The sequence below is a fragment of the Bacillus sp. FSL M8-0077 genome (assembly GCF_038050255.1).
In the GTDB taxonomy this organism is placed as follows: domain Bacteria; phylum Bacillota; class Bacilli; order Bacillales; family Bacillaceae; genus Bacillus; species Bacillus altitudinis.
In genome coordinates, this window is the sequence record NZ_JBBPAF010000001.1 from 3,097,250 (window position 1) to 3,118,095 (window position 20,846).

18 protein-coding genes and 1 pseudogene are annotated in these 20,846 nt (G+C 40.3%); 6 read left to right on the top strand and 13 right to left on the bottom strand.

Annotated elements, in window-relative coordinates:
* The first annotated feature begins 16 nt into the window (after positions 1–16).
* Positions 17–1,163, top strand: a pseudogene (locus NST57_RS16180) (oxalate decarboxylase family bicupin).
* A 48-nt stretch (positions 1,164–1,211) separates the two neighbouring features.
* Here NST57_RS16180 and NST57_RS16185 read toward each other — a convergent pair.
* Complete coding sequence (locus NST57_RS16185; RefSeq protein ID WP_142155923.1) at positions 1,212–2,405, bottom strand: MFS transporter; 1,194 nt, start codon at positions 2,403–2,405, stop codon at positions 1,212–1,214.
* Between the two features lie 163 nt (positions 2,406–2,568).
* Positions 2,569–3,804 carry a pyridoxal-phosphate-dependent aminotransferase family protein gene (locus tag NST57_RS16190; RefSeq protein ID WP_341298872.1) on the bottom strand — a complete coding sequence of 412 codons (1,236 nt, stop codon included), beginning with the start codon at positions 3,802–3,804 and terminating at the stop codon, positions 2,569–2,571.
* Positions 3,805–3,977: 173 nt separating this feature from the next.
* Here NST57_RS16190 and NST57_RS16195 point away from each other — a divergent pair, with 173 nt between their 5' ends.
* The gene (locus NST57_RS16195; RefSeq protein ID WP_142155925.1) at positions 3,978–4,856 is read left to right on the top strand and encodes an endonuclease; all 879 of its coding nucleotides are present in this window, start codon (positions 3,978–3,980) and stop codon (positions 4,854–4,856) included.
* A 15-nt stretch (positions 4,857–4,871) separates the two neighbouring features.
* Here NST57_RS16195 and NST57_RS16200 read toward each other — a convergent pair whose 3' ends face one another.
* The 4 genes from NST57_RS16200 to NST57_RS16215 all read right to left on the bottom strand — a co-directional run bounded on the left by NST57_RS16200 (position 4,872) and on the right by NST57_RS16215 (position 8,709).
* Positions 4,872–5,615: an IucA/IucC family C-terminal-domain containing protein gene (locus NST57_RS16200; RefSeq protein WP_341298873.1), complete on the bottom strand. Its 744-nt coding sequence runs from the start codon at positions 5,613–5,615 to the stop codon at positions 4,872–4,874.
* Between the two features lie 21 nt (positions 5,616–5,636).
* Positions 5,637–6,674, bottom strand: coding sequence for a FecCD family ABC transporter permease (locus NST57_RS16205; protein WP_341298874.1), 1,038 nt, complete (start codon positions 6,672–6,674; stop codon positions 5,637–5,639).
* Positions 6,667–7,683 (bottom strand): iron chelate uptake ABC transporter family permease subunit, encoded by a 1,017-nt coding sequence (locus NST57_RS16210; protein WP_142155928.1) that lies wholly within the window; start codon positions 7,681–7,683, stop codon positions 6,667–6,669. The genes NST57_RS16205 and NST57_RS16210 overlap by 8 nt, the downstream gene beginning before the upstream one ends.
* Positions 7,684–7,755: 72 nt before the next feature.
* The gene (locus tag NST57_RS16215) at positions 7,756–8,709 is read right to left on the bottom strand and encodes an ABC transporter substrate-binding protein (RefSeq protein ID WP_025207929.1); all 954 of its coding nucleotides are present in this window, start codon (positions 8,707–8,709) and stop codon (positions 7,756–7,758) included.
* 243 nt (positions 8,710–8,952) lie between these two features.
* Between NST57_RS16215 and NST57_RS16220 the strand changes: the two genes are divergently transcribed.
* Positions 8,953–9,255 carry an LCI fold-containing protein gene (locus NST57_RS16220; protein WP_142155929.1) on the top strand — a complete coding sequence of 101 codons (303 nt, stop codon included), beginning with the start codon at positions 8,953–8,955 and terminating at the stop codon, positions 9,253–9,255.
* 176 nt (positions 9,256–9,431) lie between these two features.
* On the opposite strand, the gene psiE is transcribed toward NST57_RS16220, so the two are convergent.
* Genes psiE through NST57_RS16235 form a run of 3 tightly spaced genes read right to left on the bottom strand, consistent with a single transcriptional unit; the run spans position 9,432 to position 11,888 of the window.
* Positions 9,432–9,860, bottom strand: a complete 429-nt coding sequence (psiE, locus tag NST57_RS16225; RefSeq protein ID WP_142155930.1) for a phosphate-starvation-inducible protein PsiE — start codon at positions 9,858–9,860, stop codon at positions 9,432–9,434.
* A 38-nt stretch (positions 9,861–9,898) separates the two neighbouring features.
* Positions 9,899–11,206, bottom strand: a complete 1,308-nt coding sequence (locus NST57_RS16230) for a HAMP domain-containing sensor histidine kinase (RefSeq protein WP_341298875.1) — start codon at positions 11,204–11,206, stop codon at positions 9,899–9,901.
* The gene (locus tag NST57_RS16235; RefSeq protein WP_341298876.1) at positions 11,193–11,888 is read right to left on the bottom strand and encodes a response regulator transcription factor; all 696 of its coding nucleotides are present in this window, start codon (positions 11,886–11,888) and stop codon (positions 11,193–11,195) included. The genes NST57_RS16230 and NST57_RS16235 overlap by 14 nt, the downstream gene beginning before the upstream one ends.
* A 237-nt stretch (positions 11,889–12,125) precedes the next feature.
* Here NST57_RS16235 and NST57_RS16240 point away from each other — a divergent pair, with 237 nt between their 5' ends.
* Positions 12,126–13,331 carry a DUF418 domain-containing protein gene (locus NST57_RS16240; protein ID WP_142155933.1) on the top strand — a complete coding sequence of 402 codons (1,206 nt, stop codon included), beginning with the start codon at positions 12,126–12,128 and terminating at the stop codon, positions 13,329–13,331.
* An 86-nt stretch (positions 13,332–13,417) separates the two neighbouring features.
* Here the strand turns inward: NST57_RS16240 and NST57_RS16245 are convergent, their stop codons facing one another.
* On the bottom strand, positions 13,418–14,350 hold the full coding sequence (locus NST57_RS16245; protein ID WP_341298877.1) for a helix-turn-helix transcriptional regulator: 933 nt from the start codon (positions 14,348–14,350) through the stop codon (positions 13,418–13,420).
* A gap of 83 nt (positions 14,351–14,433) precedes the next feature.
* Here NST57_RS16245 and NST57_RS16250 point away from each other — a divergent pair, with 83 nt between their 5' ends.
* On the top strand, positions 14,434–15,078 hold the full coding sequence (locus NST57_RS16250; protein ID WP_341298878.1) for an FMN-dependent NADH-azoreductase: 645 nt from the start codon (positions 14,434–14,436) through the stop codon (positions 15,076–15,078).
* Between the two features lie 78 nt (positions 15,079–15,156).
* Here NST57_RS16250 and NST57_RS16255 read toward each other — a convergent pair whose 3' ends face one another.
* Positions 15,157–17,013, bottom strand: coding sequence for an alpha/beta fold hydrolase (locus NST57_RS16255; RefSeq protein ID WP_341298879.1), 1,857 nt, complete (start codon positions 17,011–17,013; stop codon positions 15,157–15,159).
* A gap of 57 nt (positions 17,014–17,070) precedes the next feature.
* A complete protein-coding gene (locus NST57_RS16260; RefSeq protein ID WP_341298880.1) occupies positions 17,071–17,637 on the bottom strand; it encodes a TetR/AcrR family transcriptional regulator in 567 nt (188 codons plus the stop codon).
* Positions 17,638–18,040: 403 nt separating this feature from the next.
* Between NST57_RS16260 and NST57_RS16265 the strand changes: the two genes are divergently transcribed.
* Positions 18,041–18,469 carry a hypothetical protein gene (locus NST57_RS16265; RefSeq protein ID WP_341298881.1) on the top strand — a complete coding sequence of 143 codons (429 nt, stop codon included), beginning with the start codon at positions 18,041–18,043 and terminating at the stop codon, positions 18,467–18,469.
* A 972-nt stretch (positions 18,470–19,441) separates the two neighbouring features.
* Here NST57_RS16265 and sufB read toward each other — a convergent pair.
* Positions 19,442–20,839, bottom strand: a complete 1,398-nt coding sequence (gene sufB / locus NST57_RS16270) for a Fe-S cluster assembly protein SufB (protein WP_007500362.1) — start codon at positions 20,837–20,839, stop codon at positions 19,442–19,444.
* Positions 20,840–20,846 lie beyond the last annotated feature (7 nt).

The window sequence follows — 20,846 nt, forward strand, 5'->3', positions numbered from 1 at the left end:
CAAGGAGTGGTGTCAAATGGATGAGGAACTTCGTCACATCCCGCAGCCGATTCGAGAAGATGGGGCCGGTGCAACCGATTTAGGCCCGCGAGACGTTCTGCGCGATATGGAGAACCCAGATATGTTTGTTCCTCCTAAAACGGATGCGGGGACGATTCCTAATTTGAAATTTTCATATTCTGATACACATATGCACTTGAATCATGGCGGCTGGTCGAGGGAAATTACCGAGCGAGAGCTGCCTGTTTCAACAACTGTTGCTGGTGTGAACATGCGGCTTACGCGCGGAGGGATTCGTGAGCTTCATTGGCATAAGCAGGCGGAATGGGCGTATATGATTTTAGGCAAAGCCCGTATCACATCTGTAGATGCAGAAGGACGGAATATGATCGCTGATGTAGAAGAAGGAGACTTGTGGTATTTCCCGCCCGGTATTCCGCACTCCATTCAAGGTCTTGAGGATGGCTGTGAGTTTCTTCTTGTGTTTGATGATGGTGCTTTTTCTGAATTTGATACGTTCACCATCACAGACTGGTTTGCTCATACACCAAAAGATATTCTTTCTGCTAATTTCGGCGTGCCAATCAAGCTGTTTGACCGCATTCCACATAAACAGCGCTATATGTTTCAAGGGTCTTCACCGGCAGCCATTGAAAGCCAAACAGTCTCTGATCCATACGGCGGCATCAAACCGCCTTTCACCCATCAGCTCCTGCGTCAAAAGCCCATTGTGACCTCTGGCGGAACCGTGCGAATCGTCGACTCACGCAATTTTCCAGTATCTAAAACCATTGCTGCTGCACTTGTGGAGGTCAAACCTGGCGGGATGAGAGAAATGCACTGGCACCCGAATAATGATGAGTGGCAATACTATTTAACCGGCACAGCCAAAATGACGGTGTTTGGAGCAGGCGGGACAGCTCGTACCTTTAATTACAGAGCAGGTGATGTTGGTTATGTTCCTTTCGGGATGGGACATTACATACAAAATATTGGGCAAACGAGCCTTTGGTTTCTAGAAATGTTTAAAAGCGATCGATTTGCAGATATTTTGGATGGCCTTAACCCCTCCTCAATTAGTGAAGGAGCATTTGCATGTAGACGATGCATTGATTCATGCGCTGCATAAAGAAAAATCACCAGTCGTGAAGTATGAGCGATGACGAAAAAAACCGATCGATTTGTGCTGATCGGTTTTTTCTATGCTGCCTTTACGATACGGCATGGGAATGTTGGTGAGCTTTTTTCGCCCATAAAATAGAAGCAATGAAACTAATACAAAGCACCAGCGTTCCAAACATAAATGGCAGCTCAATATTCACATCAAATAAAATACCCGCAAGACTTGGCCCGACGATATTCGCAAGGCTCATAAAGGAGGTATTGAGGCCGCCTGCTACCCCCTGCTGATTCCCTGCCATTTTAGAAAGTAATGTATTGAGAGCTGGACGAACAAACGAGGTGGCTGATAAAAATAAAATGGAGCCCGTAAAAATTAGCCAAAAGGAAGGGGCAAAGCGGCAGGCGATCAGCATAAATGCCGCCGCTAAAAGGGCATAACGGACGACACGCATTTCGCCAAATCGTTTCACAAAGGTATTTACTAAAGCACCTTGAACAATGACACCGGCAAGTCCAGCTACCGTAATGACAAATGCAATATCCTTCGGTGTAAAGCCATGTTTTTGGTCCACATATAAGCCAAAGATCGATTCAAAATGAATGATTCCAAAATTTAGAACAAAGGCCAAGATAAACAAAAAACCGTATGGTGTTTTTAAAGCCTGAATCATCTGCGTAAAAGGATTGAAATGAAGCTCTTTATTCAATCGTGCTTCTTCCTGTTTTTCCTTTGTTAAGGTTTCAGGTAAGAACAAGAAAGACAACAGCGTCGACAGGGCTGCAAAAGAACCAGCGATGAGGAAAGGAAAAGCAATCCCAAACTCAACCAAATAACCGCCCACACCCGGTCCAATGACAAAACCAAGTGTCATCGCAGCACTAAAAAGACCCATCCCTTTCCCTCGGTCCTTTTCACTTGTGATATCAGCAATGTAGGCAAACATGGCGGGCATCAGCAGCGCACCAGCAGCTCCGCCTAAAAACCGAGACACAAACAGCATCCAAAGCTGATCGGCAAATGCAAAAATAAATTGAGCCATCGTAAAGCCGGCAATCCCGGCAATGATCAATTTTCTGCGTCCAAATCGATCAGTCAGCGCTCCGGCAACGGGTGATAAGGCAAATTGTGTGAGGCCAGTTGCAGCGACGAGAAAACCAAGTGTTTTCCCAGTTGCACCAAAGGCTTCAATATAACTTGGCATGACAGGAACGATCAGACCAAATCCAAGCATGGCAATAAAAATATTGAGCATTAGAATGTACAACCTGCCCATTTTTTTCATATCAAAACCTCTTTCTTCAAGATAAATGAAAATGATGACAAAAATGATAAGAACTTCTTCAGTATAGCGATATCGCTCTCTATAAGTCTAGTTTTTCAAAAAACAGCGTTTTTTCCCAAATAAAAAATACCCGCTGGTGGCGAGTATTTTGAGTATCCCTTTTTTATTCAGCTTGTTCATAGATGGAAAGAGCCGCCTGTAACCCGGCACCACAATTTATGGCTGCACCGTATTTCATCAAGATGGCTTCAAGGCCTGCTAAAACAAATAGAATATTTTCCTTTCGGCAGCTATAGCCCATTGAGCCAATTCTCCATATCCGTCCTGCAAGCGGCCCAAATGAACTCGCAATTTCAATTCCAAAATGATGAAGAAGATCAGCACGGACCGCTTCTCCGTCGATATCACTTGGAATGACGATACACGTCACGACCGGCATTTTGCAATCTGGATCACCAAATAATTCAAGCCCCATCGCTTCAAGGCCTGCCATTAAAGCCTTTTCATGAAACAAGTGGCGCTGAAAACGTTCCTCCAGACCTTCTTCTAGCACAAGTCGCACCCCTTCTCTCAGTGCATAAAGCATCGTTGTCGCTTCTGTATGATGATTTAACCGCCTCGGGCTCCAATAATCTTGCAGCTGGCTTAGATCAAAGTAATTGCTTTTGATTGGAGAAATGTCTACCTGTTTTTGCAGTTCGTCCTGTGTTGCAATCCCTTTTTCTACTTTCTTTCTCGATTGTACGACGTCTGCCACTCGTTCATTATATGTGATCGGTGACATCCCTGATGGAACAGACAAGCATTTCTGCGAGCCCCCAATCGCCGCATCAATTTTCCATTCATCTACCTTGACCTCGACACCGCCAATTGTCGCCACAGCGTCTACAATAAAAAGCATATCAAGCGCTCGGCATGCTTCACCAATTTTCTCAAGCGGCTGTAATCTTCCAGTAGATGTTTCACCGTGAACCATCGCAACAATTTTCGGCTTGACTTGATGCATCTCTGCGATGATGTCGTCTTGCTTAAAAACCGTTCCCCATTCACATTCCATCGTATGTACCTCAGCACCATAGCGCTGTCCAATTTCAATCAGCAAATGACCGAAGCGTCCAAAGACCGGAACGAGCATCACATCTCCGGGTTCGATCACACTGGCAAGCACAGCTTCAAGTCCTGAGCGGGACGTCCCATCAATTGGATAAGCCCATTCATTTTCTGTTTGAAAAAGTGATCGCAATAAGGTCATCGTTTCATTCATGATTTCTGTAAATGCAGGATCAAATTGACCAAGAATTGGTGTACTCATCACCCGAAGGACTCTCGGATCTACTTCGACAGGTCCTGGTGTCATAATGGTTCTAGTAGGTGTATGTAGTTCTTTCACGTTATCCATCCTCTCCCTTGCTGTGTCCATCCTTATATGCCCACTTATACAGCAATGCTGATAAAATAGCAATCTCTTTTCTGACGAATTGGTTACATAAAATTTACGATAAATCCATTTATTTCTTTATGGCAATATGATAGAACTAAAGAGTATACATTCCCTATGAAGGAGGAAATAGAATGAAAAGATCTTTATTTGGAACTGTGGCCGCCGGAATGATGATTTTCGGTACATTTGCCGCTCCGCTGCCTCCCGCTGCAAATGCTCAAGGCTTTACTCTGAATGAACCGAGTCAAACCATCACCTTTTCCCCGTTACAGCTACAAGCCGAAACATCTGCTCAACATGCGAAAACAACCGCTTCAAGTCAAATGGATTCCTATTACCAATCTGCTGCGGGCAAATCTGGGCCTGCTCTTAAGAAAGCATTACACGATATTATTGATGATCATACGCAGCTATCCTACAGCCAGGTTTGGGACGCATTAAAGAAAACGGATGAAGATCCAAAAAATCCAAGCAATGTGCTCTTGCTCTATAGCGGTATCTCTAGGTCAAAGCAAGCAAATGGAGGAAACGTGGGACAGTGGAACCGGGAGCATGTGTGGGCTAAATCTCACGGCAATTTTGGGACGAGCCAGGGACCTGGTACAGATCTCCATCACCTTCGGGCAACAGACGTACAAACGAATAGCACACGAGGAAATTTAGATTTTGATATAGGCGGAAATGAATACAAGGGAGCGCCGGGCAACTTCTACGACAGCGACTCATTTGAACCTCATAGCCGGGTGAAAGGAGATGTAGCAAGAATGCTCTTTTATATGGCCGTCCGATATGAAGGCGATGACCGTTTCCCAGATTTAGAATTAAACAACAAAGTGAATAATGGAAGCGCCCCTCTTCACGGCAAAATGTCTGTCCTCTTGAAATGGCACAAGCAAGATCCAGTCGATCAAATCGAACGGAATCGTAATGAGATCATCTATCAAACGTACCAGCACAATCGCAATCCTTTTGTTGATCACCCTGAATGGGTAAGCGAAATTTGGGAGTAAAACGAAATGGCACTGCTATGAACAAGCAGTGCCTTTCTTTTTTTCAAGCGGACAGACGAGACAATAATCAAGACTTTCCGATTTTTTCTCAAGCTTATAATACATGCAGCAAGTCTTTCGATTTGATGTGTCTAGCAAACTTTCATCTAAATTTAAGCTGTGCTGAAATGGATTTTGCTTCACTCCGAAAAGATCACCCGACGCCTTCTTCAGAAACAAATAATCCTCCCGTACGCGCTCTTTCATTTCAGGCTCTTCCGTTTCTCGCATCATGCTACGGTAAAGAGAATTGATACGTACCGCTACATTTTCCCATAAAATTGCATACGGAAGTCTCGAGGTATGCTTCAATACATCTAAAAGAGGTGTGATACACTGCGTAAATAGCGCGCGGACGACCTGTTCTCTCCACTCATGACGATCTCCTTCTAACTGAACAAATGAACAGAGCGTTTCATCTAGCTCAATTTTACGATCTTCTCTAAATACACACGCCTCTGGTGAAAACCGATAGATGCCGTCATACATCGTCATCAAGTACAAAGTAGAACTAACAGCTAAATAGGCATAGCGCTTTGAAAACATGGATGCCGCCACTGCTATATTCGGGGCATGCATCGCTTCCTTTTCAGCTTCTAATAAACGTCTGATAGATGCTTCTGAAAAAAGCGCAGCAAGTGTGCGATCAGATGTCATTGGTCCATTTGTGATGTGTACCCCGAAATCAAGTAATTCTCTCTCAACCCACTCTGGCCGCATATCAAAACCCCCATCTCTCGTTTAGCGATTTCGCTGTTGATATAACAAATAGATAAAGAACGGTGCACCGATTGCCGCTGTAAAAACACCTGCCGGGACATCTAACGGGAGAAAAGCCGTTCTCGCCACTAGGTCTGCCAGCATCACTAAAATACTTCCAACAAGCGCAGATGCTGGAACAAGCGCAATAAAGGAACGGCCGATGATCATCCTTGCCACATGTGGTGCCATCAGTCCGACAAATTCAATCCCGCCTGCGAATGCAACAGCAATACCGGCTAATGTCACACTCATCAGCAGAAAGAATAACCGCTTCGCCTGAACCTTGACCCCAAGACCTGTTGCAAGATCATCTCCAAGCTCCTTCACATTCATCGTTCTTGCCAGCACCATCACAATCGGTAAAATCATCATCACCCAAGGAAGCATTGCGGTGACGTCCTTCATTGTAGAACCATATAAACTGCCCGTCAGCCAGATGTATGACTTGGTCGTGGTCATCGTATCACTGAGCACAAGAGTAAACGTCACACACGCCTTCATAATGGCGGAAATTCCAATCCCCATCAAGACGAGCGTGATCGGCTTAACACCTTTTTTCCATGAAAGCAAATAAATCAGGCATGATACCGCAAAAGCACCTGCAATGGCCCACAACGACTGATAAGCAATAGGCACAGTGCCCATCCAAAAGACGATGAACATAATGGCGCCAAACGACGCACCGCTCGTAATTCCTATGATGTCAGGCGATGCAAGCGGATTACGGATCAATCCTTGTAAAATAAGCCCTGATACCGCAAGTGCCGCTCCCACTAAAACCGCAAGCAGGGTCCTTGGAATCCTCAGCGTATTTAATACAAACGTATTTCCCTCGCCTTGTCCGAAGATATGCAGCAGCAAATCCGTAGGCGGAATAAAACGGCTGCCCATACAAAGGCTCAGAATAAATAAACCAAAGGCAATACCTGTCAATAATAGTAAAATCAAAAACGTCCGCTTTGAAAATTGAAATGAAATGCGTCCGCCCTTTGAACGCACTGTATATGTTTTAGCCACCTGTCTTCAACCCCTTGCGCACGAGATAAACAAATAGAGGCGCTCCTGCTACCGCCGTCATGACACCAATCGGTACTTCCTGCGGCATGATCAGAAAACGAGCGGCAAGGTCTGCGACAAGTAAAAGCGATGCCCCTACAACGGCACAATACGGCAGTACCCAGCGGTGGTCAGGTCCAACGAGCTTTTTCACAATATGCGGCACAAGAAAACCAACAAATCCAATGGATCCTGCGACAGCGACGGAACCACCCGCTAAAAAGACGACGAGTACCCCCATCGTCATCTTCAAAAGCAGCGTACGCTGGCCAAGCCCTTTCGCAATATCATCACCCGATAAAAGGACATTGATCGAGCGGCCAAGAAGCAGCGCCACAACAGTCGCCCCTAGAATATAAGGCAACACAGGCAGCAGCATATCTATACTTCTTCCTGACACTGAACCAGCCATCCAGAACAGGATGCTTTGAATGGACTGTTCATTCACGATTAAAAGTCCTTGAGTAAAGGACGCAAACAGAGCAGATATCGCAGCACCTGCGAGCACAATTTTGACCGGTGTCAGTCCGTCTCTTCCAATGGAGCCTAGAAGAAAGACGAGCATACCTGCAATGGCAGCGCCTAAAAAGGCCGTCCACATATAACCTGTTAACGACTCTGTAGAAAAGAAAACAATCGAAATCACAATAAAAAAGAGTCCACCTGCATTAATACCTAAAAGATCTGGTGCAGCCAGCGGATTTCTCGTCAATGCCTGCATGAGTGCACCTGAAATCGCTAGACTTGATCCAACGACCGTTGCAATTAAAGCTCTTGATAATCTGGATGTCATGACAATCACACTGTTTGGATCTGACTCATCAAACTGAAGAAACGCATGGATGGTGGCTTTGAAGGGAATGGAGGTTTGCCCAAGAGAAATACTGAGCATAAAAAAGACCAACATCAACACGATGAATCCAGCAAAAAGCAGTGCCTTGCTTGAATCCTTTTTTAATAAACTTCTCATCTGATTCCCGCTTTCAATCTGTTATGGAAAAAAGGAGAAAATGGTATGTTCACATTTTCTCCTCCGTTCTACTTATTGATCAATTCCTAGACGATCATAAATATCATCAAGCATCATGTTTGCAGCAATGATTCCACCTGCCATGTTCCAAGTGATTTCATCCACTTTATGCACTTCTTTCGCTTTGACTGCGTCAAGCTGTTTCCATAAAGGATGACTTGTCCACTCTTTATATGTTTTTTCAGCAGCCTTGTCTTGTTCACCGATGAAATAGTAGATCACATCCGCATTCATTTGTGGAATGCTTTCCTTATCTGTTAATTGGACAACATCTAGTTTTTTATCTTTAATATTCTTAGGTCCTTCAAACCCTAGCTCTGTTAAAATGGAACCTGCGAATCCCGTTTGGTAGATTCGTGTATGATCCGCACGGAAATTAACAACTGCGACATTCAATGGCCAGTTTTTAATGTCCTTTTTCGCCTTTTCTTTGAAATCTGCGACACGGTCATCCCACTTCGTCAGCAATTCTTTTGATTTATCTTGCTGATCTAGCGCTTCACCCATCAACTTCACTGTATCTTTAAAAGTATACACTGTGTCAGTTGCAACAGTTGGAGCGATTTCTTTCAGCTGATCAAATATTTCTTCGTGGCGAATCTTTGATGCAAAGATGACATCTGGCTTCAGCTTTTCAATTTCTTCTAAGTTTGGTTGTGTTTCCTGCCCAACAATTTTGACACCCTTTAAATCATCTCTTAAATATTTATACGTAGGTGCTTCAAGCCATGATTCTACAACACCCACTGGTTTAATGCCCATAGCGACGGCTGCATCCGTTGCTCCTTGGTACAGCGTCACCACACGTTTAGGCGATCCTTTAATTTCAGTTGAACCGATAGCGCTTTCAACGGTTCTTGTTTTCTCATTACTATCTGACTTGCCTTCACTGCTATTACTGCCACAAGCCGCAAGTAATACGATGGAGAGCACAACTAATAGCGACCAAAAAGATTTTTTGAACATGTACCTCACCTATCCATTCTATATGTAGTCATATCGTTTGATAACGATTCTCATTATCACAATTTGATTTTATCATAGAAAAAGATGGTGTCAATGTAAAATATAAAAATAATAGATGATCATCTCCTAATCACAAATAGAATATTATGGAAAATATAATTCTTTCGTCTCTTTTTAGACGACATCTATTTTCCTATAATGAAGTTGTAAGTAAATACAGATTTTGGAAAGGGAATGATCTTAATGAAATGGAAAAAAACTATGACTGGTGTCGCTCTTTCTTTTGGGTTACTTCTTTCTTCGTATGTTCCAGCAGCTAGCGCTATTTCATCTTCACAAACAGACAGTACAGATCTCGTTGCTCGTACAAGTGCAACTATCACACCCTGCCCTGAAGAGATCTTAAGGAAATTCCGAAAGTCAAACAAACCTTACTTATGTATGTACTCCGCCACAGCTATTTTTGCCAACTCTTTCACAGATGCAAATGGCGTGAAATGGTATTTTCACGGAAGCTCTGGACTCTATGCTTATTATGAGGGCTAACATATAATCCGAAAAAGGAAACACCGATAAGGAGATGTTGTGATCTTCAGCAACGTTTCTTTTATCGGTGTTTTTTTACATTCACAATGAATCGATATCACGTAAAGGGAACGTCTTACTCTCAATTCATTTAAACACAAAAAAGACGAATGTTGACCACTCGTCCTTCTTCTTCCTCACTTCACGTCATCATGCTCATGAGCAGTTTGCCTTTTGTTCGCGATAAAGAGTGCACAGGTCATCGCAAGAATGGCCAGTGCCCACCAGAATGTCGATACAGCCTGTTCGTGATCAATAATAATCAAACGGATGACAGCTGTAATGCCAATATAAATGAAATAGCGAAGCGGAAAATGAAAATTCGATTTAAAGTATTTAATAATTAAGGCAATAAACTCAAAATACATAAAGAAGATCAGCAGCTCGCCAAGCATGCCATAATAGCTTTCACCTTTGTTAAACAATGTTTTATAGACGAATTGCACGATATACCATGTTTCACTAATTAAGAGTACGCTTAAAGCAATTGCTAGGAAAAACAGGCAGATATTCAGAAGGGCTTGCAGAAGATCAGGTATCTTTTGGAAATTATTGAATCGTTTCATCAGATTGTTTCCCCATTCCATGATGTTGTTTTTGCTCTCTACATTTTGGTATTCCAAAATCGCAGTACGATGTAGTAGGTATCGTGTTTTTCTACACTTTCAAACTGTCCATGCATTCGGGACATCATCCGCTTAATGCTTCGTTCCCCGAGTCCATTGCTTTCCGGGATGATGTCTGTCTTTTTTATCGCATTGCTCACATGGATTTCAAAGACATCTTGGTCGGATAAAAAAGTGATCTGAATGTCCTTTTCAGGATCTGCGTATTTACGTAAGTTAGACATCACATTATCAAATATTCTGCCAAGCTCCTCGACATTCACATTGATATAGCTATCCGGCATTTCGCCTAAAATATGGACCTTGAAATTCTCCTGATGCAGCAGAGCGACCTGATCTGATAGAAGATCATAAATCACTTCTTTGACTGCAACGGTTTCAAGCTCTGACTCGTGCTCTTTATCTAGCAGGAAATAGGCAAATAGATGATCAGACAGGTTCTTTAATTGCAGTGCTTTTCCATATGCACTCGCTATATATTGCTCCTTGCGTGTATCCGCTAGAGCCTCCTCTTTTTTCGCAAATTCCAGATTCATGATGAGTGATGTCAGCGGGGTTCTCATATCATGCGACATTTCGGTCACCAAGCTGCGGCTCTCTTCCTGCAGTTCATCAATGGCCTGAAGCTTGTCCAAAAAGGCTGTTCTTAAATCCTCAATGCTTTTTGCAATCATGGCCAATTCATCATGCCCTTTCACTGTCATCTCATAATCGAGCTCACCGCCTTCAAGAATATGAATCTCTTCACGGATCGTTTGCAAGTAACGCAGACTTCGGCGAATGCCAACAAGCACAATCAGGAGAAAAATGAGTGTTGCACCAAGTAGTTCTAGTGTAAAGGCGAGATCGTGATATCGAGATGAGTAAAACCCGTCTACCATAACCCGCCCTTCTCCGTCGCTAAATTGAACCGGGTAAGAATGACGCTTTGCGTAGTCGGTCACCTTTTCTTTCCCATAGGCCGACTGGTCAGCGGCAGAGTAAATCGAGTCATATTGAAGCACTTCATCTTTGTAAACAGTGAGATTAATATAATCTTCTTTTTTCACCCACTCACCAAACGCTTGTCGATCCGTTGAAGTCAGCTCATGTTCTAAAACGTAGCGGCTGAATGTTTGAATGTACCTGGCTGATTCTTCCTTATAGTACTCATCCGAACTTAAATATCCTTCAATCAGGTGATCGGTGATCTTTTGCAGTGTCAAAAAGACAACACCACTTACAATGGCAGCGACCAAAATGAGCAGTGACAGCTTTTGGGTCAGCGTATATTTACGATGTGCCAAACCGGTATCCTCTCCCCCATTCTGTTTTGATATACACGGGATGAGCCGGGTCATCCTCAATTTTGGCACGCAGCTTTCGGATATGCACCATGACCGTATTGTTTGAACAATAAAAATAAGGCTGGCCCCACACGCTTTCATAAATATTTTGAGCAGAAAATATTTTGTTTCGCTTGTTCATGAGCAGTTTTAATATCCGATATTCTAAATCAGACAACTTGATTTGCTGCCCACCTTTCCACACTTCATTAAATTCTTCACTCACCTTCAGGCTACCGCCAACTAAATAGGTTTCTTCCTGTTCCTTTTTTTCCTGATAGATGGTATATCTGCGCAATTGCGCCATGACCCTAGCGTGAAGCTCCTCTTCTGAAAAAGGTTTTGTCATATAATCATCTCCGCCAGCGAGTAATCCTTCTGTTTTATCCAATGTACTTGATCTGGCGGTCAAAAATAAAATCGGCACATTTGAGGAGGCTCTTATTTGCTGACATGTTTCTATTCCAGAAATACCTGGCATCATGACATCCAAAATCACCAAATCGAGCGAATCATCTACAACATGCAATGCCTGCTTGCCATTCATGGCTCTCAGCACCTCATACCCTGTACGTGTCAGAGATTCCTGCAACAGGTCACCAATATCCTGATCATCCTCTACAACTAATATTCGATGGGTCATATCTCTCTCACCTCATCCTTCATGATGTTCATTCTTATATATTATTACTATATATCATCTAGCTATGTGAAAAGATACACCATAAATCTTAAGTGTTTATGAATATGATCAATTGCCATCAAGTTGTCACATTTATTTTCAAAAAATTGGATCTTCATAAATGATTAAGAATTGGCCTGTATATTGATTCATTGAAGGATCTATCTTTAGATCCAATACACGAAAAGGAGCATTGATATGAATGTAAGCAAGGTAGAACACGGACAACCAATGAGTCTCAAAGAACGGGTTCATTTCTTGGACATCGTACGAGGATTCGCCTTAATGGGGATTATTTTGGTCAACTATTTTTTGATTGTGGATTCGGTCAAGGGATTTGAGATGGAGTCTAATGATGTATTTCACCATATCGTGAATTGGTTTGCCTCGGGGAAATTCATTACGTTATTTTCTTTTCTATTCGGGGTTGGTTTTATGATTTTTATGGATCGAGCCGCTCAAAAGGTGGACAGCCCGAACAAGCTGTTTGCACGCAGATTAGCGATTCTCTTAGGAATTGGTCTTCTGCATGTCACGTTTGTATGGATTGGAGATATTTTGACCTATTATGCTGTCGCAGGCTTTTTACTGCTTTTCTTTTACAAACGCACAGCCAAAACCATCCAGTACTGGCTGATCACACTCTTTGTGATTCAATTGCTCACGCCTTTTTTCACAATGCTGCTCAATACCATCAGTACAGGATCATCAGGCAAGCCGGATTTTGCCGATTTTGAATTGACCAGTCACAACAGTCTGACTTATTTAGCATCTATAGGTGACCGGTGGATGGATATGGTCACGATGGCTTCGAGCTCATTTTCCACCGTCTATTCGATGTTCTTCATGTTTTTACTTGGTGTGTATTTTGTGAAAATGTCATTTTTCAAAAACATGGAGACGAAAAAAGCGATTTGGAATCGTATTTGGATGATTTGTACAATCGCTTTTCTCATCACACAAGGCAGTACGATTATGACAGCGGTCACCCCTTTTGAACATACGCCATGGATGAACATTGTCTCTGCTCTTGAGCAAAACGGGGGATTAACTGGCAGTATGTTTTATATGAGTTCACTTGCGATGCTGTTTCTGCACGTTCCTCAGCTGCGAGGTGCTTTGATGGTTTTTACCAAAGTCGGACGGATGTCCCTAACCTGTTATTTGCTTCACTCGATCATTGGAACAATGCTGTTTCTGAAATATGGAGCTGGACTGGCCGATCATCTTCAACCCGCTGGTACGTTCTTCATTGGCATTGGCGTGTATGCCTTCCTTGTCCTTTTCAGTACGTTATGGTTAAAGCGATTTAAGTCTGGACCGATGGAATTTATCTGGCGTCAGCTGACGTATGGGAAGGTCAATGACAAATCGAAAACAAAAACATTTCAGGCGGCGAAGTAGAAGTAATAGAAAAAAGGCGAATTACGATAGTTCGCCTTTTTTTAATGTGTTAAGTTTTTTGTGATTGAGATACAATCCGTTCATTTTTAATATTGATCCATCATTTCTTGCAATTGAGTCAAATAACTCTCTTTTAATTCATCGGGGTATTCAATTTTCACATGTTTTCCAAATGAGATCAAATAGTGAGTCATATACGATAATTCTTCTTGGTTGTATCCCCCTACAATATAAGGCGTATCATCAATGATCTCCAATCTCATATTCGGATAATGATTCTTCAAAAACTTTTCTTTTCCTTGTTCCGTTAATCGACATTTAAAAGAGATATCATGATAGGTTTTTTCGTATTCAAGCTGCAGTGCTTTTAATTCTTCCTTCGTAAAAGTATCTTTCGTTTCTTCTTCGATCATCATGTCCGTCATACAATCACATCTGTAGATGCCCCACTTTTTATTCTGAACATCATATGCTTCGGTGAACCAAATCCCATTTCGATAAAACAACTCAAGAAATTGTAGCCTGATCCTTTTATGTTCATATTGAGTGTATGTCATCTTCACGATTTGATCTTCCATCATTGCCTGCAATATCAAATCCAAATGATTTTGTTCACTCACTGGTGCGACATGATAGTAATGAATCACATCCAAAATCTCCGTGATCCGATGTTTTCTCTCATCAGACATTGTAGCAAACAGTTTTTGGCGAATCTGTGAGTAAGACTTTTTAAACGGTGTTGCTGACAACAGATCTAAGGCTTTAAGAGCGAAAAAAATGGCTTGAACTTCATCTATTTGAAAATAGATAGGTACCAATGGAGATTGATTCACGAGCCGATATCCCCCATGTCTGCCATTTTCAACATAAAAAGCTAAGCCCATGGACTCTAGCTCTTCCATATCTCTTAAAGCCGTACGTTTAGAAATGCCAAATTCAGTTTCTAAATCTTTTAATTGAAATGAATATTTATCACTTAAAAAAATAAGCTCTTGGTTTAATCGTTCTGATTTTTTCATTTGATTTTCCTTCTGAAAAAGGTGACATGTTTTGTCACCTTTATATTTTATACTCAGTTTATCAAAAGAAAAGGAGCATGTATATGAAAACATTCATCATTAACGCGCACCCTAATTTCACTCATCAAGAAAGTTATTCAAACAAACTGCAAACACTATTTTTAGAACAGTTCAAAGAAAGATTTCCTTATGAGGAGCCTACCATTTTACATTTATATGAAACTGAAATTCCCCGTATCGAAAAAGAACAGCTGCTAGGTATTTGGGAAAAGCAAGCATCTGAACAAACATTAACAGCTGCGGAGGAAAAAATCGCTGCTTCTTCCTCTGCTTTATTGGCTCAATTCAAAGCACATCATCGAATCGTGATTGTATCACCTGTTCATAATTTCAATGTGACGTCACGTATGAAAGATTATATAGATAATATCTTTATTGCTAGAGAAACGTTCAAATATACAGAAGATGGTTCAGTTGGACTGATGATAGACGATTATCGTGTACTTTTGCTTCAAGCAAGTGGCTCAATTTTCACAAATAACGATCGGTACACACCACTGGAATTTTCATATTATTATCTAAAGGAAATATTCCAAAACTTGATGGGCTTTCAACAATTTCATATTGTCCGGGCACAAGGAACAGCGATTTTAGATCAAAGTACTATCTTACAATCTGCATCTGATGATATGACGAAAATCTTAGATGAGTTTTATGCACCTCGTTAACCTCTATTTTTTCAAGACCCAGAACGAAAAATTTTGCTCACTTGTCATCATTCTCATTTTTTCGTTTTGGGGTGACTCTTATCTGCTAGTACAAATCTTATTGATGACTAATGCTGCCGTTTCACTCGGATGGCTAAGAGGAAAATGATGGCCATACGGAACAAAATCAACCTCCCCAAGATGCGATGGCGCAGAATAGCCTCTGTCATACTCCCCCCAAATAATGTGTAGGTTATCCTTTGTGACTTCTTTAAAGTCACCTTGATCGGTTTTCAGTAGTAAATGGTTAAGCTGAACCGTCGTATTTAAAATTCTAGGAGAAGTAAAACTGTTTCTGATTTTTTCAATATAATGTTTAGGGATGCTCTCCGTGCTTTCAAACAACCCATTTCTTAATGCATAACGCTCTATCAAATGAGTCGTTGCCAATCTTAATGTCCATTTGTTTAGAAATTGAGGAACATGTAGTGATTTTGCCTTTTGTTTAGCAACAGGCGGCTGCAGTAAAGTGATTGAATACTTCTTATCGATGTATTCTTGTCCCAATGCTTCCAAAAGAATATACGCACCGAATGAATGGCCGATTAGATGTGCACCATTCGTCGCTTTCACTATTACTTTTTTCACTACATTTAAATAGATATCTAGAAGATGTTTCCCTCGTTTAAAAGGAGAACGCCCCAAACCAGGAAGATCCAAGATCCATACAGATTGACCTGTTTTCTCATGAAGCTCTTGTGCTAAAGGAAATAAATCTTCTCCATCACTCAATAAACCATGCAATAAAATAAACGGCTTCCCCTCTCCTTGTAATTTGTAAAGGGTGTTATTATCGCATAATGTTCGTTTAAATAAATGATGCTGCTCACCATGTTGATCCATCATTCGATAATCTAGATCCGCTACTACAGCAGGAAAAAATGTCATGACACTCGTCTTCTTAAACCAATCTTCTCCCATTATTTTTTTCGCTGAAACATTTGAAAACGTTCGTTTTGTCATAAAATTCAGTCCGTCAGAAGGAATGTTTGTGAGTTTACTTACACCACTATTCATGATAGCTTTCATCAGTGGCATTGGGACAGAGATGTTTGGCGCCTTCATATTCATGCTTTCTGACATAACACTTAATAGTCCAGCAATGTTCTGATCGTGCTCTTTGTCATCAACAAGTGTATATGTTTGAATTGCTGGCTGCTCCAACTTGAAAACCTGTACAATAAACTTCGCAAACCCATCGTTTGAAATAAGTGGTAAACGATAGTCCTTACCTCCAGGAATCACTGGCATGAGCCCTCTTCGCATACTCTTCACAAGCAAACCCAATCCTGCAATTTGCTCTGTACTCCCTGTTTGACTACTACCAACGACAGTTGGCGGATTAATGACAGAAAGCGGATAACCTACTGCTGATGCCTGTTGACGAATATAAAGATCTGCTAAAAACTTTGTTCTCTCATAAGGATTTTTTATTTTCAAGTAATCGTTTCCTTCTTCAAACACGTCGATGGCAATCTTGCTATTTTGATCATCAAAGGGACTCATATAACCAACAACATGGATAAATTGCTGCAAGCCCTTCAATTGATGAATACTTTTAGCTAAGTCACTTATATGTTTGGCGCCATTTAAAAAGACAGAAGCTGCCTCTTTACTGGTTGCTTGAATATCCATGGGTCCTCCTGCGTGAATGATCACATCCGTTTTCAATACCCTCTCCTGATCTTCAGCACTTAGACCCAAATCTACTTTCGTCAAATCACCTTCAACAAAGTGCATCACTGACTCTTTTAAAATACCTCTTTCTTGAAAAGTGTGTGTTGCTTTACTTTTTGACCTCACTAAAAGAAGAATGCTCACATCCTCTTTGACTAATTCTTCTACTAATTGCTTTCCGATAAAGCCTGTACCACCCGTTAAAAATACTGTTTTCATGTGAAATCTCCTTTTTAGTACTAATCAGTACTAATTTGATGTAAAAAAAATGCTTCTTTATCGAAGCAAGTTAAATAAATGATCTGCTGTTTTTGTGATGACAGTTGCATCCTTCAATGTTTCTGAAATAAATAACGCTCCTTCAAGATTCGTCATAAAAAGTGATGCCACCTCATCAATCTGAATCGTATGTCTGAATTCCCCATTCTCTACCCCTTGTTTCAGTAATAGAGAAACTTTCTCTTGTAATCCTGTGAAAAAAAGACCTATTTTTTCTTTTATTTGTGTGGCCTTTACAGGGCTTTGAATATAAAGAGTAATAAATGGACAGCTCCCCTTATAATCTCTAGACTGAACTCCTTGTGATAATTGCTTTAAAAACAATTGAATTCGATCTTCAACTGAAAATTGGGTCTGAGACAGTACGTCATCCATTGCAGATTGATACATGTCAATCCAATAATCAACGACCCCTTCTAATAATTCTTCCTTATTAGAAAAGTGATAATACACATTAGACTTTGACACTTTGCTTACACGTACCAATTCATCCATACTTGTATAAGCAAACCCTTTTTCTAAAAATAAAGTTGCAGCTACTTCAAGCACACGTTTTTGATTCATTAATTTTACCTTTGTCATAAGTAGAACTATACAGTACTAAATTATATGTTGCAAGTATTTATGATCATTTAGAAAAAATGACTATCATAAGCAATTCTATATAAAGGGTAATGTTATTTTTCAAGAGGTTTTAAACGTAATGATAGAGAAAATAGAGAAACTCGAAACACTACACAAGAAATATAGACGATATGACGAATAAACAAAAAAGGACCAGGTTCTCTCTTTCATGAGCGTCTGGTTATTTATTTTGATGACTAATCAACAATACCTATAACTGTATCTATGAAGTTTCATTGGAATATATACCTATTAAATAAAACTAATAATTGTTTTGATAACCAAAAATATCTATGTTATCATAATAATGTAATATATTTCTAACTCTAGGAGGTTTTTCTTTATGAAAAAATTATTACTCGTCCCCATTATTTCCCTTGGATTATTTGGTGGAATAACTGATGATATATCTGCTGCTGAAACAAAAAACTACAATCAAAATCAAAATGGTTCTACTATCATGAAGACATCTAGCAGTATTCATGATAAAGCTTTTGAACTAAAAAATGGAGGTATAGGTAATTCTTATACGGGCAAGTATAACCCCATTAAATATTATAAATTTTATTTTGATGGTTATGAGGGCGTCTCTGTAATATTTGATAGTAAGGGATCTCATAAAATAAGTATATTAAATGGGAATTTTTTTGAAGTTGGAACAGACATTGCATTTTTTCCGGACATAACTTTAGGTTGGAATTATATTGAAGTAGTAGATACAAGACCTAGTCTTGGCGCATCATACTTTGATTTAAAAATACAATGGAATTAATTTGTTAGTACATATTTAGGAATTGTTTATTTAAATTTGAGATTATAAGACCCAGACGGCAATTAAAAGCTATCTAGGTCTTACTTTATTTATTATGTCATTGTTGAATTGCAATATACAATTCTACTAAACGGTCATTTCAGATTGTTCAAATTGTATATACTTTAAGTTTGAATTAGAAATTATAGTCTTTTTAATATCCATTATAATTATATCTTCATTTATTTACTCTGCTCTGCAATTAAAGATCATTTTAAGTCCCTCAAAATCACCATATGTCATAATGCTATTATGAATTTCTCCGATCAAATTTATCAATCATCTTGGTTGTCTCATAGTATCACCATCCTCTTCAAGTTGTTATTATGATTCATTTGATTCCATAGATTAATACGTTTAAACAATAGAAAGGTGATTCCCTTTTTTTAAAGCGTTAGGATCTACCTACCTCCACCTTCCCCACAGTGCCAAGCATTTCGATTAAAATGTATTGCTTGAGTAATCTCATTATCATTTACTACAACGTGATAATAGACTTGCATTATGCTGATAATGAGCTAGATATACTAGAAAAAGTCCATCTGATAGATGATAGGGTTACAGTGAAAGATAATCAGATATGCTTACGTACTTTTTGAGAGAAACAGACTTGCTTATAAGCGGAGCGTTAATTTTAAAGTGGTCGGGGATCTTGAAGAAATAAAGTGAATGTTGAAAAATAGGTTAGATGGGATAACAACAATATAAAGTAACTTTAACAACCTTAAAGAACATATCATCATCTTATCGCATGATTAAATGGTGCGGTATCAGAAGAACTTAAAAAATTCAAGTTGAAACAGAATGAATTGAGATTACTGAGAAAATAGAAAAAGACGAACTAAAAAGTTCGCCTCCTATGCAAAAGATAATATCTAATTCGGCACCGCCGATCTCATTATTCTTACAATACCTCTAGGCTTTTCAGGATTATTAACCAATAGAACCTTCCATTTCAAACTTAATCAAGCGGTTCATTTCAACGGCGTATTCCATTGGCAATTCTTTTGTGAATGGTTCGATGAAGCCCATGACGATCATTTCTGTTGCTTCTTCTTCAGAAATTCCGCGGCTCATCAAGTAGAATAGTTGCTCTTCTGATACTTTTGATACCTTCGCTTCGTGCTCTAATGAAATGTTGTCGTTTAAGATTTCATTGTAAGGGATCGTATCAGATGTTGATTTGTTATCCATGATGAGTGTGTCACACTCGATGTTTGAGCGTGCACCCTCTGCTTTGCGTCCGAAGTGAACGATTCCACGGTATGTGACTTTACCGCCTTGTTTCGAAATCGATTTCGATACGATCGTTGAAGATGTGTTTGGTGCAAGGTGAATCATTTTTGCACCTGCATCTTGGTGCTGACCTTTACCTGCTAGGGCAATACTTAATGTCATACCACGAGCGCCTTCACCTTTTAGGATGACCGCTGGGTATTTCATTGTCAGCTTAGAACCGATGTTTCCATCAATCCATTCCATTGTTGCATTCTCTTCACATACTGTACGTTTTGTCACAAGGTTGAAGACGTTGTTTGCCCAGTTTTGAATCGTCGTATAACGGCAGTAGCCGCCTTTTTTGACGATGATTTCAACAACCGCACTATGAAGTGAGTTTGTTGTGTAAACTGGAGCTGTACAGCCTTCTACGTAATGCACATGTGCGCCTTCATCAACGATGATCAGTGTACGCTCGAACTGACCCATGTTCTCAGAGTTGATTCGGAAGTATGCTTGAAGTGGTGTATCTACTTTTACGCCTTTTGGTACGTAGATGAATGAACCACCAGACCATACAGCCGAGTTAAGCGCAGCAAATTTGTTGTCAGTCGGAGGAATGACTTTTGCCCAGTGCTCACGGAAGATGTCTTCATTCTCTTTTAATGCACTGTCTGTATCTTTAAACACAATGCCTAGATCTTCAAGATCTTGCTTCATGTTGTGATACACAACTTCAGATTCATACTGAGCAGATACACCTGCTAAGTATTTTTGCTCTGCTTCAGGGATTCCAAGCTTATCAAAGGTTTGTTTGATTTCTTCTGGTACTTCATCCCAAGAACGCTCAGAGCGTTCTGATGGTTTTACGTAGTACGTAATTTCATCAAAGTTTAATGCATTTAAATCTCCGCCCCATTGTGGCATCGGCATGTTGTAAAAGTGCTCAAGAGATTTCAAACGGAAGTCGAGCATCCACTGAGGCTCTTCTTTCATACGAGAAATTTCTTCAACGATCTCTTTTGTCAGTCCGCGCTCTGAACGGAAAATGGAAACGTCTTTATCAGAAAAGCCGTATTTATATTCACCAACATCTGGCATTTTTTTAGCCATCCATTTT